The 14,076-nt window shown below is 69.4% G+C and carries 15 protein-coding genes; 4 read left to right on the top strand and 11 right to left on the bottom strand.

Translation table 11 applies throughout. The features are described from left to right. Window positions 1-5: 5 nt before the first annotated feature. A complete protein-coding gene (gene ychF, locus ACO229_RS16625; RefSeq protein ID WP_423462177.1) occupies window positions 6-1,091 on the top strand; it encodes a redox-regulated ATPase YchF in 1,086 nt (361 codons plus the stop codon). Between the two features lie 369 nt (window positions 1,092-1,460). On the opposite strand, the gene ACO229_RS16620 is transcribed toward ychF, so the two are convergent. Then, window positions 1,461-2,060: a T6SS immunity protein Tdi1 domain-containing protein gene (locus ACO229_RS16620; protein ID WP_397429580.1), complete on the bottom strand. Its 600-nt coding sequence runs from the start codon at window positions 2,058-2,060 to the stop codon at window positions 1,461-1,463. A 672-nt stretch (window positions 2,061-2,732) separates the two neighbouring features. Beyond that, window positions 2,733-3,341: an HIRAN domain-containing protein gene (locus ACO229_RS16615; RefSeq protein WP_423462176.1), complete on the bottom strand. Its 609-nt coding sequence runs from the start codon at window positions 3,339-3,341 to the stop codon at window positions 2,733-2,735. A gap of 616 nt (window positions 3,342-3,957) precedes the next feature. Between ACO229_RS16615 and ACO229_RS16610 the strand changes: the two genes are divergently transcribed. Further along, entirely contained in the window at window positions 3,958-4,353 is a 396-nt protein-coding gene (locus ACO229_RS16610; RefSeq protein ID WP_397429582.1) for a hypothetical protein, read from the top strand. Beyond that, window positions 4,350-4,610, top strand: coding sequence for a hypothetical protein (locus tag ACO229_RS16605; RefSeq protein ID WP_397429583.1), 261 nt, complete (start codon window positions 4,350-4,352; stop codon window positions 4,608-4,610). The genes ACO229_RS16610 and ACO229_RS16605 overlap by 4 nt, the downstream gene beginning before the upstream one ends. Window positions 4,611-4,886: 276 nt before the next feature. Here the strand turns inward: ACO229_RS16605 and ACO229_RS16600 are convergent, their stop codons facing one another. The 4 genes from ACO229_RS16600 to ACO229_RS16585 all read right to left on the bottom strand — a co-directional run bounded on the left by ACO229_RS16600 (window position 4,887) and on the right by ACO229_RS16585 (window position 7,414). After that, a complete protein-coding gene (locus ACO229_RS16600; protein WP_397429584.1) occupies window positions 4,887-5,501 on the bottom strand; it encodes a hypothetical protein in 615 nt (204 codons plus the stop codon). 47 nt (window positions 5,502-5,548) lie between these two features. Continuing rightward, window positions 5,549-6,244, bottom strand: a complete 696-nt coding sequence (locus ACO229_RS16595) for a MerR family transcriptional regulator (RefSeq protein WP_423462175.1) — start codon at window positions 6,242-6,244, stop codon at window positions 5,549-5,551. Further along, entirely contained in the window at window positions 6,244-6,375 is a 132-nt protein-coding gene (locus ACO229_RS16590) for a hypothetical protein (RefSeq protein WP_423462174.1), read from the bottom strand. The genes ACO229_RS16595 and ACO229_RS16590 overlap by 1 nt, the downstream gene beginning before the upstream one ends. A gap of 190 nt (window positions 6,376-6,565) precedes the next feature. Continuing rightward, complete coding sequence (locus ACO229_RS16585) at window positions 6,566-7,414, bottom strand: NAD(P)H-binding protein (protein WP_423462173.1); 849 nt, start codon at window positions 7,412-7,414, stop codon at window positions 6,566-6,568. Window positions 7,415-7,571: 157 nt separating this feature from the next. Between ACO229_RS16585 and ACO229_RS16580 the strand changes: the two genes are divergently transcribed. After that, window positions 7,572-8,147: a TetR/AcrR family transcriptional regulator gene (locus ACO229_RS16580; RefSeq protein WP_423462172.1), complete on the top strand. Its 576-nt coding sequence runs from the start codon at window positions 7,572-7,574 to the stop codon at window positions 8,145-8,147. Between the two features lie 201 nt (window positions 8,148-8,348). Here ACO229_RS16580 and ACO229_RS16575 read toward each other — a convergent pair whose 3' ends face one another. The 5 genes from ACO229_RS16575 to ACO229_RS16555 all read right to left on the bottom strand — a co-directional run bounded on the left by ACO229_RS16575 (window position 8,349) and on the right by ACO229_RS16555 (window position 14,016). Then, window positions 8,349-10,607 carry a xanthine dehydrogenase family protein molybdopterin-binding subunit gene (locus ACO229_RS16575; protein WP_423462171.1) on the bottom strand — a complete coding sequence of 753 codons (2,259 nt, stop codon included), beginning with the start codon at window positions 10,605-10,607 and terminating at the stop codon, window positions 8,349-8,351. Window positions 10,608-10,617: 10 nt separating this feature from the next. Further along, the gene (locus ACO229_RS16570; RefSeq protein ID WP_423462170.1) at window positions 10,618-11,775 is read right to left on the bottom strand and encodes an XdhC family protein; all 1,158 of its coding nucleotides are present in this window, start codon (window positions 11,773-11,775) and stop codon (window positions 10,618-10,620) included. A 36-nt stretch (window positions 11,776-11,811) separates the two neighbouring features. Next, window positions 11,812-12,789 (bottom strand): FAD binding domain-containing protein, encoded by a 978-nt coding sequence (locus tag ACO229_RS16565; protein WP_423462169.1) that lies wholly within the window; start codon window positions 12,787-12,789, stop codon window positions 11,812-11,814. Beyond that, window positions 12,789-13,412 (bottom strand): (2Fe-2S)-binding protein, encoded by a 624-nt coding sequence (locus ACO229_RS16560; RefSeq protein WP_397417901.1) that lies wholly within the window; start codon window positions 13,410-13,412, stop codon window positions 12,789-12,791. Before ACO229_RS16560 ends, ACO229_RS16565 begins: the two co-directional genes overlap by 1 nt. Before the next feature lie 145 nt (window positions 13,413-13,557). Next, entirely contained in the window at window positions 13,558-14,016 is a 459-nt protein-coding gene (locus ACO229_RS16555) for an SRPBCC family protein (RefSeq protein ID WP_423462168.1), read from the bottom strand. Window positions 14,017-14,076: the final 60 nt, after the last annotated feature.

The raw sequence follows: 14,076 nt of genomic DNA, 5'->3' as shown, positions 1-14,076 counted from the left end.
GCGACGTGGCTCTCACTATCGGCATCGTCGGCCTGCCCAACGTCGGCAAGTCCACCCTCTTCAACGCTCTGACCCGCAACCAGGTGCTCGCGGCGAACTACCCGTTCGCCACGATCGAGCCCAACGTGGGGGTGGTCTCGCTGCCCGACGAGCGGCTGGACAAGCTCGCCGAGATCTTCGACAGCCAGCGGATCCTGCCGGCCACGGTGTCGTTCGTGGACATCGCGGGCATCGTCAAGGGCGCGTCCGAGGGTGAGGGCCTGGGCAACAAGTTCCTCGCCAACATCCGCGAGGCCGACGCGATCTGCCAGGTCACGCGTGCCTTCGACGACCCGGACGTGGTGCGTGTCGAGGGCTCGGCCGATGCTCCCGGCGACATCGAGACCATCTCCACCGAGCTGATCCTGGCCGACCTCCAGACCCTCGAGAAGGCGCTGCCGAGGATGGAGAAGGAGGTCAAGATCAAGCGCGGCGACCCCGTCCTGTACGCGGCCGCGAAGAAGGCCCAGGAGATCCTGGACAAGGGCATCACGCTGTACCAGGGCGCTGCCGACGCCGGCCTGGACCTCGCCGAGATCGCGAGCCTGCAGCTCATGACGGCCAAGCCGTTCATCTACGTCTTCAACACCGACGACGCCGGCCTGGCGGACGCCGCCTCGCAGGAGGCGCTGCGCAAGGTGGTCGCCCCCGCGCAGGCGATCTTCCTGGACGCCAAGTTCGAGTCGGAGCTCGTCGAGCTGGAGCCCGAGGAGGCCGCGGAGATGCTGGCCGAGACCGGCCAGGACGAGTCGGGCCTGGACCAGCTCGCGAAGGTCGGCTTCGAGACCCTCGGTCTGCAGACCTACCTCACGGCTGGCCCGAAGGAGGCCCGCGCCTGGACCATCCACAAGGGCTGGACGGCACCGCAGGCGGCCGGCGTGATCCACACCGACTTCGAGCGGGGCTTCATCAAGGCCGAGGTCATCTCGTTCGAGGACCTGGTCGAGGCCGGGTCGGTCGCGGCGGCGAAGGCGGCCGGGAAGGCGCGGATCGAGGGCAAGGACTATGTGATGCAGGACGGGGACGTGGTGGAGTTCCGGTTCAACGTCTGAGCATCACCCGGGTTTCGGCCTGGTCGCCTGACCAGGCCGAATGCCGGTTGACCTTCGGCAACGCTTCTGAGCCCTCGGGCAGGAACAGTCAGCGCGTGGAAAACGGCGCACGCTTGCGCGTGGGCATGGCCCGGCGGCTGGGCTTCCGGACTCCAACCCGTTTGCCACTTCCTGGCGGCCTAAGCGCAAGTACACATCCGTGCGTCGAGGATGACTGGTGAGCGCACGCTCTGCGCACACCAAGATGTCCGCACACCAGGGTGTGCAGACATATCCGTGCAGGTCAGGTGCGCACACCACTTCGACGCTCCGCTAACGGATGTTGCCAGTTCCGGCTGGCTCATGGACCGCGGCTCAGCACCTTAGGGCTTAGGGCATGTCTCTCAAGTCGACCGGTGCCACGGCTGTTCTGTCGCTGGTGCTGCTCAAGCCCACTCGTATCTGTCCGAACGTGGACCAGTAGACGTCGAGGTCGGTCACCTCCAGGTTCGTGATGTCGTCCTCGCCGCCTAGGAAGAGGGGAATGCGGTACCCAATGCACTGGTCAGGCGACGGAGACGGCTGACCTGACTCCAGCCACGTGTCGAAGAAGCCTGCGGCGAGTGCTGCGTTTGGGTAGTCCACCAACTCGATGTCGTGGAAGTCCGAGAACGGCACGGGGATCTCAAGCGCCCCTCCAGTCCCGACCTCGAACATGAGGACGGTCGGTTCGCGCGCTGGCCCGTTTCGTGCATCTAGGGAGAACTGTCGCCCGAGCCAGTCGTGCCCGAAGCACGAGATGGTGGTCGTGAACTCCGGGTAGGCCGCGCGCACCAGGGCGTCGGCTCGTGCCGCCGAGGTAGGTGTATGGATCCGGTAGAGCCCTGAACGGATCGTCGTGCCACCTGACCTGCCCAGGAGTTCAGTAGCGCTGACTGTTGGCACCGGTGGGACTTCGACCTGGAAGCGTTTGGCGAACCTCTCAAGCACTCTGGCTCCCTTCGTGGACCCGAAGCGTCCCACAGGGCGTACCCAGTTGTCGTGGACCAGGACTCAGCTGCGAAGCCAGACCACGATTGCAGCCAGTACCGCGCCGGCGCGGTAGACCATGGCGTGCTTGTCGTAGCGAGTGGCTAGAGCGCGCCGAAGGCGTTGGCGAGTGCCGCGAACTGGGGCCCACGTCGCCTCGTGCCCCGGTCGAGCAGTGCCCACATCGTGGCGGCGCCCAGCGGTTGGCTGGTAGCCCAGTCTGGCGCGAGGCGATGGGCCTGATCGAGGTGGTGGAGAGCCTCGTCGTACCGCCTGGTCTTGAGGGAGGCCGACGCAATGTGTAAGGCGGAGCCGGCCTCCCAGAACGCAGCGAGCTGACCAGGCAATGTTTGCAAGGTCGCGGCCTGGCGGGGCGCCGTTTCGGGGGGTCGTTGCTCCTTGACGAGTGATCGACTTCCTGCAGCCGGCCTCTGGCCCAACTCAGAGACGGCTCTCGATCGTTTTGTCGCTGCGCTGGAGGTCGCCGAGTCGAGGGCGGCCCCAGCGGACAAAGCGAAACCGCAAGCTGTTATCAGGGCAGTTGGCGGGATGGGCCGAGACCTTGAAACTTCGCACTTGCGTGGCGAGCCACTGTCGGCGTCCGCGTGACCGCGTCAGGGGCGCCCCAGACCTTCACCGCGTCAGGTGCGCTATGACCCGCGGCGAGGCTACAAGGATGACTGGCCGTAGATCCTCCTTACCCGGTCCGTCACCTCGCACGCTGATAGCCAATAGTTCCTCGCCTCGGTCGAGCCGAACCGCGATGCGCTTGGCGTTCATCTTGTTGACGTAGCCGCCGCGCGTGGCGGTGCCTGCGGCGTACACCGCCACCGCGTTGCGGTCGTGCTCGTTGTCGGGCTCGCGGACCAGTCGGACGGACTTGCCAAGGCGATAGTCGCCACGCTTGATCGCTGAACCCTGATAGGCGGTTCCGCGGAGGCCGAAGCAGTAGATGCCCATCGAGTAAATTCGCGCGCTCCTCGGATTCACCGTGCCTGCGCCATCGTCGGTCACGATGAGGAGCCGATCGCCGATGCGCTTCAGCCTTCCGCTCGGCATTCCGTCCGGACCGATTACGAAGCTGCGTTCCTCATCCTCGCGGCTTAGGAATTCCGCGCGTCGCGGGGAGCGCTGGGTCGAGGTACCTCGCGGCGGTGAGGAGTGTTGCTTGATCGTCGGTTGTTTTTTCGGCAACTTGATGGTGGTTTCACTCTTGCCGAAGAACCGAGCCCAAAATCCCATGCCATTCCCTCCCAAGAAACCCGATGCGCCGCTCCAGGCACATCGCGCATCCTTGCACCGACAGCGGTGCTTGGGTTCAGCACATGGCGCGAATCACCCGATCTTCACCTCACACCTCGGCGACTAGCGATGGCAGCGGGATCAGGCCTCATCGGCGACGATCGCCAGCCGCTCGCGCGCGGAAGCTCGAGCCTCGGCGTAGTCGCCAGTTGCCACGCCGCCGACGCTCCGATCAAAGCCGACGCCGAGGACGACTGCTTTGGCGTCGAGCCAGGCGTGGGCGTCCTGGCAAGTGATCGTGCCTGTCGGAATGATCCCGGCGTCCGGCAGCTGCGGCAGGAGCTGCCGGAGGAACTTCGAGAAACATTCTCTGACCTGGGGCGGACCCTGTGGAGCGGGTGACGGGAATCGAACCCGCGCTGTCCGTTTCTGGGGCTCACCAGGGCGATCGTGATCGCTTCGTCTACTTGCTCTGCGGACGTCGAAGAGTCTCGCTTCACCGGGAGAAGGCTAGGGGTTCGAGTCTCTCGGCGTAGTGAGTGGGTAGTTCGGCCTGATCGCCTGCTCGGATCTTCATCCTGTCCGGTGAGTTGTCGCTGGTCTACTGTCGGTGGTCGTGATCGCCGATGCCATCGATTCCCGCCTCGCCAACGCCCTCTTCAACGTTCGCGCGGCCGGAGTGGGAAAGCTCGTGGAGCCCGCGGTGGCACTGACACGCGCCATCTACAAAGGGCTGTGGGTCGGAGGGCGGGCAACGCTGACACCCAACGAGTACCACTTCCACCCGAACGACATGAACCGTTCGATGCACGATGGCCCGATTGACTTCGTCATCCCGTTGGTCGACATCACTGAGGTCGCCACCAAGCGGGGGTTCGTGACCAGCCTTGTCGTCGTGCGTGCCAGTGGGTACGAGTTCACGATCCGGTGCTATGGCGCCCGAACGTTCGCTGACCGCATCCGTGTCGCTGTAGCTGCTGCGCGAGGAGAGTCGTCCGATCTGCAGTCATGATTGGCGGCTGGCGGCGCGGGTTCATGGGACCTGACTTTCCGACGGTTCGTCTCAACCTCTGGCGGGCCGATGCCGTCGTGCTCTTTGACTGGCTCATGTCGGTCGATCTCGATGCCGTGCCGATCTCGCATCCGGCGGAGAAACAGGCGCTGGTTGACCTGTTGTCGCGGTTTGAGCAGGACACCGACGTCACCAGTGCGACGCAGGACGAGATCGACACCGCGCGCGAGGAGGTTGCGCGCGACATGGGCTGGTGAGGGGGCGTTGCCGTTAAGTTCCTGGAGGAGCAGACGCCTGCCTGATCGAGGCGAACGGGTAGCCTCAGAGTGGAGCAGGCACAAGTCCGCTCATCGAGAATCACGACAGCCCGTCGCAGTCCCAGCCACAGCCCTCGCGGCAGCGGCACACCCGGCCCGATTCCCCCACAGTTCCCCCAAGGCACCAAGCCAACCGGCGAACCACGAGGTCAGGCCCACATAACACGCTTCAACGTCTGACCCACACGGCTGACCGTCGTCGCGGCGCACCGATGCTCACCGCAGCAGCGGAGCCGTGAGCGCTTCCATCACCGCGATACCAAGAAGCAACGTGATGATCGCCGGATAGAGCCGCACGTTGTCCTTGATGCCTGCGAGGTATCCGTCCCAGGCCGACGACAGGTTGCGTCGCCGGTACCCGAAGGTCGAGCGCCAGAGGATGACGGAGCCCAGCATCGCCAGGACGTAGGCCTGGAACTCGATCAGCAGCACCGGCGACGCGACGAGGACCACTACCAGCTCTTCGAGTGTTGTCGGGGCATACGGCATGCCGATGAATGCTGCGCGCCCGAGCGTCGCGAGCACACCGAAGAAGGGGATGGTGAGCGAGGGCAACGTCGTCGTCGCCAGTGCGGCGAACAGGAGGTTACCGAGAAAGGTCAGCAGCGATGCCTTCACGACGCTGCCGCTGGCATAGGCCTCGACGATCACGGATGACCCGGGCGAGCTCAAGAAGGCTTCGGTATTCGCCATGCCCCATTCGCGGAGCCCGGGAAGATAGACGGTCGCGATCATCGCCATGACGAGAGTGCCGTAGACCACGAGGTTGGAAATCAGGTAGGCATTCCAGTTGTCGCGCAGCACTGTTCGGAAGTTGTCGAAGAGGCGCATGGATACTCCTTGGTGTTGTGGCGAGCAGGTGATCGGGAGAGCCGCGGTCAGTCGTGGAGCGACGGCCTGGGACGCAGGCCTCGTAGAAAGCTCTTCTGCCGGTCGTTCAGCTGGTGCTCGGCCAGGTCGAGGAGGACCTGAAACTGCTCTTCGGTCAGTGGCGGCATCCCGTCGGGGGCCTCGGCGAACTGTGCCTGCGCCTGGGCCATGAGCTGATCGAGCTCGCCATCGGTCGTGCTCTCGTCGATGGCCTCGAAGCGCTCCTGCAAGGACGCCAGGACCGACCGCTTCTGCGGGTCGTGGAGCGCCTCGACGAGAACATCGCTCTGCGGGTGCTCCCGGTAGAGGTGGGCGATCACGATGGCGACCGGGGTGTCGGCGGGTGTCAGGCTCAGTGCGGCTGCCGCCGTCGAGAGCCCCACGTGGTGTCCGGCACGTGCCTGGGCCAGCCGTTCGCGTTGTTCGGTCAGGGCCGTGATCTTCACTCCCAGGGCGCGGTCCGCGTCGTCCAGCACCTCGTCGGCGGAGGAGCCAGAGCTGGCGGCCACGACTCCGGCCTGCGCCAGCGTCAGGCCGGAGTCGGTCAGCTGGTTGATCCTCAGCACCGCCACCAGGTGGTCCGCGGTGTAGTCCCGGTACCCGTTGGGCCGACGCGGAGGCTCCGGCAGCACGCCTGCCTGGTGGTAGTAGCGGATGGTTCGCACCGTTACCCCGGCGAGCTGAGCCAGCTCTGAGATGCGCATCAGGGTGATACCCGGCCCAGCCGGCGGAGGCCGGGACCTGGCAGGGGCAGAGCGGCCGCGCTGATCCACAGGAGGGTGAGAGCCAACGTGGCCGAGTGCGGGGTGCCGGTGTCGACGCCGATCCGTGTCATGCGACAACTTCAAACGATGACGTCGCGTCAGGGTCAAGCCCGGGCCGGCCGTCGGCCTCGGCGGCACGTTCGTTCTCGACGAGGTGGGCGCCGGCGCCCGACCGGATCCAGGACGAGCCCACCCCCAGGACGTCCGGCGTCCGTTGGGCGGCCTCGTTGTGAGCTTGCTCAGCGCCGCAGGTGCGGACGCCTAGCCGCGACCAGCCAGCTGATCGGCAACGCTCCGCGGCGCCCGCCCGAGAAGCCGGACGAGCGTGGGGTCGGACGAAGCAAAGTGACCACTCCGTGTCGCCTGGAACATCGACAGGGTGAAGCGCGCGGCCGCCTCCGGAACGCCGTTCGCCATCTCGTCGGCCACCCACTCCTCGTCGTCGACGACCATGCGACGGACCTCGCGGCCGGTGAGCTCGGACGCCGCCGAGGCGAAGTCCTCGAGGGTGACGGGTGAGGGCAGCGTCAGGTCGACGGGCCCGTCGAACGGGGAGTCGCTGGTCAGGATTGCCGCGGCGGCCTCGGCGGCATCACGCCGATCGACCCAGGAGAACGGACCGTCAGCGGGCTTGGCGATCACCCCCGTCTCCTGCCACGGACCGAGCAGCTGCCGGAGATCTCCGTAGAAGCCGTTGCGCAGCGCCGTCCATGCGACGCCTGACGCTGCGAGGTGCTGCTCTGCGGCGGCATGGATCGCGAGCGGAGGATAGGGAGTGCCGAAGCCGGTTCCGTGGGTGCTGGTGTACAGGATTCGTTGCGCCCCGGCGGCGACGGCGGCATCGATCGCCGTCCGGTGCTGGGTGACGACGTCGGCGGTGATGTCGCTGGAGGAGACGAGCAGCACCTGCCCGGCGCCGGCGAACGAACGACGCAGGGCCGCGGCATCGTCATAGCTTCCCTGCCGCACGCGGACACCTCGGTCTGCCAGGTGCTTCGCGCGGTCGGGGTTGCGGACGCTGACGCCGATGCGCGCCGGAGGAACCCGCTTCAGGAGGTGGTCGACCGTTGCTCCGTTGAGAGCGCCGGTCGCTCCGGTCACGATGATCATGAGGGCGTCCCTTCGTGTGCGGCTCCACGGGCAGTGGTTCGGCTGGCCTGGAACCTCGTGCGGAAGTTGACCTGCTAGGTCAACTTCATGTCCGATAGCATCGTGACCGAAGTTGACCTGACTGGTCAAGTTCTCTCGTCGAGCAAGGAGGTCGGTCGTGGTGACCCTTCGTACCGATGCCCGCCGCAATGCCGACCGGATCCGTGTCGCGGCGGTGCAGGTGTTCCGGGAGCGGGGCCTCTCCGCACCGCTCGAGGAGGTCGCCGCAGCCGCGCAGGTGAGCAAGGCGACCATCTTCAACAGGTTCGGGGGGAGGGTCGGGCTGATCGACGCCGTCCTCGACGACGTCGTCGCTGCCGAGCTGAGGAGAGTGATCGACGATGCGCGGTCCGTCGTGGAGATCCGGTCCCGAATCCGCTCCTACGTCGGCGCGCTTCGCGACATCCAGTACCGGGTGCCGGCGGTCAACGACGTTCTTCTGCAGGAATTTCCTGACTCCGAGCAGCTCATGGCTCTGTGTCACGCCGGTGGCGCCTTTCATGACCACCTGGTCGCGGAAGGACATGCCGCGGGGGTGCTGGTCAGCGAGTTCACGCCGACTGATTTCCAGGCGCTGACGATCGACAACGCACTCGCCCTCAAGTACGGCGTCCGACCGTCCCGGTCGGACTACGATCGCCGGACCACGTTCGTTCTCGGCGGGATCTGCCGATCGGTGCAGCCGTCGGCCTAGGAACGGGCGCTCCGCTGCGGTGACGTGGTCGGGTCCCGCTTCGACGCGAGCCCAGGCGCCGCACATCCCCAGCCAGCAGCTCGACGGCAGTCTCGTCCTGCCCGGCGAGCCGAGCTGGGACGAGGCGCGGCGGGCCTTCCCGCTTGCGGTCGATGCTGACGGGTCGCTCCGGTGCCGGGCTCGTGGCCCGGCACCGCAGCGCTACAGCGAGATCAGCTTGTCGGGCGTGATGGGCACGTTGCGCACCCGCACACCGGTCGCGTTGTAGACGGCGTTGCCGATCGCGGCCGCCGAGCCCACGGTGCCGATCTCGCCCAGGCCCCGGGCGCCCAGGCTCCGGGTCCCGACCTCCTCGCTGCCGTCGCCGAGCGGTCCGGTGAGGACGGGATCGGGGCGGTCGAGCATGACCACGTCGATGTCGGGCACGTCGGCGTTCACGGGCACCAGGTAGTCGGCCAGGGTGCTGTTCGTCAGGCGTCCGGTGGTGAGCTCCAGGTGGTTCTCCTCCAGGAGGGCGTGGCCGATGCCGAAGATGACGCCGCCGACGAGCTGGCTCCGGGCGGCCTTGGCGTTGATCACGCGGCCGACGTCGGCCACCGTCGTGAACCGGGTGACGCGGGTCTCGCCGGTGAAGCGGTTGACGCGGACCTCGCAGAAGTGGGCGCCGAAGCTGTGGTGCACGTACCCCGGGTCGGCGTCGCCGGCCGACTCGGCGAGCGTGGTGATGCCCGGCGAGCCCACGGCCCTGAGCAGGCGACCGAAGGTCATCGAGCGGCCGAGGCCGTGCACGATCCCACGCTCGTAGCGCAGGTCGTCCGGGCTCGCGCCGTGCCAGGGCGATGCCTCGTCGGTGACGGCGAGCCGCTTGAGCTCGGTGATCGCGTCGCGGGCGGCGTTCACGACCAGGGGCACGGTGGCGTGCGTGGCGCTGGAGCCCACGGCGGGCGCGCCCTGAGGCAGCAGGGAGTCGCCGATCTCGGGCGTCACGCGGTCCAGCGGCAGCCCCAGGGCGTCGGCGCCGGAGACCGCGACCATGGTCTGCCCGCCCGTGCCGAAGTCCGAGATCCCGGTCGAGACCACGGCGGTGTCGTCGTCGAGCAGCCGGACCCGCACGCTCGCGGGACGGCGGTGCGCCGGATAGATGGCTGCGGCCATGCCCGTGCCGTACAGCCACTGACCGTCGACGCGTGACCGGGGCGTGGCGCTGCGGGCGGACCAGCCGAAGCGTTCCGCCCCGACGCGGTAGCACTCCTCGAGGTGCTTGCTCGACCAGGGCAGACCGGAGACCGGGTGTGCGGTGGCGTGGTTGCGCAGCCGCAGCTCGACCGGGTCGACGCCGGTGGCGACGGCCAGCTCGTCCATGGCCGTCTCCAGGGCGAAGGACCCGGGAGCCTCGTTGGGCCCGCGCATCGCGCGGCTCCCGGGGATGTCCAGGACGGCCAGCTCCGCGTGGACGTGCAGGTTGGGCGTCCGGTACAGCGCGTCCGTGGTGTTGTGGGCAGGCGTCATGGGAAAGGCGACGGTGGTCGGGCGCTCGGAGACGCTCCGATGGCTGACGGCGTTCAGGACGCCGTCGCGGGAGGCGCCCAGCCGGACGGTCTGCGTGAGCTCGGGACGGTGACCGGTGAGCGTGAACATCTGCTCGCGCGTCAGGACGAGCCGGACGGGGCGGCCGAGCTCGCGGGCCGCGGCGGCGGGGAGCGGGGTGTCGCTCCACAGGATGACGCGGGCGCCGAACGCACCGCCCACGTACTTGCTGATCAGCTGGACGTTCTGGGGCAGCACCCCGAGCCGCTGGGACATCCCGAGCGCGAACGCCGCGGGGATCTGCGCGCCGGCGTGGATCGTGACCCGGTCGCCGTCCCAGACCGCGAGGATCGCGTGGGGCTCCATGGCCACGTGGTGCTGGATGTTCTGGTGGAACTCGGCCTCGACGACGACGTCGCTGGCGGCGAGCGCGTCGTCGATCGACCCGACGCCGGGAGCCAGCACCTCGACGCTGCTCGGCGACCCGCTGAGGGTGGGGCCGGCCGGCACGTGGGGCTCGTCCGCGAGGGAGGTGCGCGGGGGGCGGGTGTCGTAGGTCGTGGTGATCAGCGCTGCGGCGTCGCGTGCCTGCTCGGGGGTCTCGGCGACGACCATCGCGACGGCCTGTCCGTGGAACCGGATCTCCGTGTCCTTCAGGGGGAGGTAGTTCTCCACGAAGCCGGCGAGCGGGCCGGTGATCGGGTACAGGTTGAGGCGAGGCTCCGGTGCGGCGTACACGCGCAGGACACCGGGCGCCGCGAGCGCGGCGGCCGTGTCGATCCCGGTGATGGTGCCTCGTGCGACGGTGCTGGTCACGAGGTGGGCGTGGGCGAGGTCGGTGGCGCGGTAGTCACCCGAGTACTCGGCCGCGCCGGTGACCTTCAGTCTGCCGTCGACGCGGTCGGTCTCGCGTCCGACTGGGGTACGGGGCATCGTGACTCCTTCAGCTGCTGAGGGCGAGTGCGCCGGCCGGCGGGGCACTGCGGTGGATGGGGACGCCGGTGCTCAGGGGTGCCCCTGTACCGCCGTGCCGGTGGGCGACGATCTCCGCGGCGATCGACAGCGCGGTCTCGTGCGGGGTGCGGGCACCGAGGTCGAGGCCGATGGGGGAGTGCAGGCGGTCGAGCTCGCCGCTGGTCAGACCGGCGTCGCGGAGCCGGGCGAGGCGTTCCTCGTGGGTGCGGTGCGAGCCCATGGCGCCGACGTAGGCCACCGGCATGCGCAGGGCGGCGGTCAGGAGCGGGAGGTCGAACCTGGGGTCGTGGGTCAGCACGCACACGACGGTGCGGGCGTCGAGGAGCCCGGCGTCGGCCTGGGCCTGGAGGTAGCGGTGGGGCCAGTCCACGACCACCTCGGCGTCCGGGAACCGTTCCGGGGTGGCGAACGTGGCCCGGGCATCGCAGACGGTCGTCCGGTAGCCCAGGAAGGTGCCGAGCCGGGCGAGGGCCGCGGCGTGGTCGATGGCGCCGAAGACGAGCATCCGCGGGGGCGGGGCGCTGGACTCCACCAGCAGGGTCATGGGTTCACGGCAGTAGCTGTCGGCCACCCCGACCTCGACGGTGCCGGTCTGCCCGGCGTGCAGCAGGTCGGCGGCCCGGGCCTCGGCCACCCGGTCGAGCAGCTCGTCGCCCAGGGAGCCCTGCGGCGGCCGGCCCGGCCGTACGACGATGGTCCGCCCGAGGTGGGCGTCCGGGCCGTGCACGACCGTGGCCACGGCCACCGCCCGGCCGTCCGCGGCGTCGGCGAGGGCCGGTCCGAGCTCCCGCTCCGCGGCAGGTCCGGCGGCCGGGTCGTGGTGGCGCAGGAGCAGCTCGATGGTGCCGCCGCAGGTCAGGCCCACGCCGATCGCGTCGGCGTCGGAGTACCCGAACCGCAGGGTCTGCGGGGCGTGGTCTCCGGCCAGCATCTCTTGGCACGCCTCGTGGACGGCGGCGTCGACGCACCCGCCGGACACGTTGCCCAGCACGGCGCCGTCCGCGTCCACGACGAGCGACGAGCCGGGCTGCCGGGGGGCGCTACCGGCCACGCCGGTCACGGTGGCAGTCACGAACGGGGTGCCGCGCCGGACCCGTCCGAGCAGCTCAGGGGCGAGCTCAAGCATGGCCGTCACCCGCCCTCGCGCCGTCGGGCCGGCCGCTCATCGGCTCTCCACGAGCTCGGTCAGGGCCCGGACCAGGGTGCGGCGCAGCAGCGCGGGCTTGAACGCGTTGTGCTCGCGCGGCCGGGCGCCGTCCGCGGCACGCCGGACGGCTGCCTCGAACGTGGCGGACGTCGCGGGCCGGCCGGCCAGGGCGTGCTCCACCGCCGGCAGCCGCCACGGCCGGGTGCCCACGCCGCCGGCCGCGATCCGGGCCTGCACGATGGTGCTGCCGCGCAGCTGGAGCGCGACGGCGGCGGAGGTGAGCGCGAACTCGTAGGACTGCCGGTCACGGACCTTCACGTACAGGGAGCGCGCGGCCCAGGGGGAGCGGGGCACCGTGATGCCGGTGACGAGCTCGTTCGGCCGCAGCACGTTCTCGACGTCGGGCGTGCTGCCGGGCAGGGCGTAGAAGGTGTCCAGCGGCACGCTGCGGGTGCCGCGCGGGGAGGCGAGGTGCACCGTCGTGCCCAGCGCCACCAGCGGCACGGCGAGGTCGCTGGGGTGGGTGGCGATGCAGGCGTCGCTGGTGCCCAGGACGGCGTGGCCGCGGTTGATGCCCTCCAGCGCCGAGCAGCCGGAGCCCGGTTCGCGCTTGTTGCACGGGGTGGACACGTCCCGGAAGTACCCGCAGCGGGTGCGCTGCAGCAGGTTGCCGCCGATGGTGGCCATGTTGCGCAGCTGACCCGACGCGCTGAGCTCCAGCGCCTGGGCGATGACCGGGTAGTGCTCACGGACCACGGGGTGGGCGGCGACGTCGCTCATCCGCTCCAGCGCGCCGACGTGCAGGCCCTTGCCGTTCAGCGTGATGCCGTCCAGCGGGAGCTGGTTGATGTCCACCACGTGCTCGGGCGTCATCACCTCGAGCTTCATCAGGTCCACCAGCGTGGTGCCACCGGCCAGGAACGCGGTGTCCGGCCCGGCGTCGCGCAGGGCCTGGCGCACCGAGCGCGGCTGGGCGTAGGTGTAGGGCCGCATCAGCGCATCACCTGCTGCGCGTCCCGGATCGCGTCGACGATGCGCGGGTAGGCCGAGCACCGGCAGATGTTGCCCGACATGCGCTCCCGGATCTCCTCGTCCGAGTCCGCGCCGCCCTCGTCCTCGACCAGGGCGACCGCCGACATGATCTGGCCCGGGGTGCAGAAGCCGCACTGCAGGCCGTCGTGCTCGACGAAGGCCTCCTGCATCGGGTGCAGACGGTCGCCGTCGGCCAGGCCCTCGATGGTGGTCACCTCGTGCCCGGTGACCGTGGCGGCCAGGGTGAGGCAGGACAGCACGCGCCGCCCGTCCACGTGCACGGTGCAGGCACCGCACTGGCCCCGGTCGCAGCCCTTCTTGGTGCCCTTGAGGTCCAGCCGCTCACGCAGCGTGTCCAGCAGGGTGGCCCGCGGGTCCACCCGCACCGTGACGGGGCTGCCGTTGACGGCGGCGCGCACGGTCACCTGGTGGACGCCGTCCGCGGTGGTCACCGAGGCGGCTTCGGCCACCTCCGCCTGGCCGGTCAGCAGCGGCGTCACGGCGGCGGCCACGAGGCCGCCGCCCAGGAAGCTTCTCCGGGACACGCCTGAACGGCCGTGTCCCGCATCGTTGTCTGATGTCATCGTGTCTCTCCTGAGGGGCGGCGAGGCAGGGTGGTGGCGCAGCGCCCCCACCGTCCGGGTGGGCTGTCCGGCTCGGGCGCTGCACCCAGACTGGGCGGCGGGACCGGAGACATCCAGGACCTGCCGATCCCAGGCTGCGACCGCGTCAGCGGCTCTCCTCGCGGTCGACCTGCGCGGCGTAGGCGGACAGGTCGTCGGCCATGCGCTGCATGACACCCGGCAGGATGAACGGCATCAGCCAGCCGACGCCCGGCCGGGCGCGCCAGCTGCCGCGCCAGCTGATGGCCGTGCCGCCGTCGGCGTTCGGCTCGAGCTGGATCTCGGCGCGGTAGTCCCTCAGCGCAGGATTGACGACGTCCTCGTACGTCATGCTCCGGTTCTCCACCAGCTCGACGAGCCGTTCGGCCGCGACGGTGCGCCCCGTGCGGAAGGCGCGCACCGCCCCGACGCCGTCCCGGCCCTCCGGGTCGAGCCCGCTGGACCGGGTCTCCACGAGCTCGTCCAGCCCCGATGACCACCGGGGCCAGGAGCGGCCGTCGATCAGCAGGCGCCACACGGTCCCGGGTGCGGCGGAGGTGGTGGTCCCGACGTGATAGCTGGGCATGACAGATGCCTTTCGGTCGTCCGGCGACGGGCAGGCGACGCGCACGTCGTCGCCCTGCCG

It is taken from the genome of Promicromonospora sp. MS192 (genome assembly GCF_049532985.1).
Classification (GTDB): domain Bacteria; phylum Actinomycetota; class Actinomycetes; order Actinomycetales; family Cellulomonadaceae; genus Promicromonospora.
This window is presented reverse-complemented; position numbering and strand designations above follow the sequence as displayed.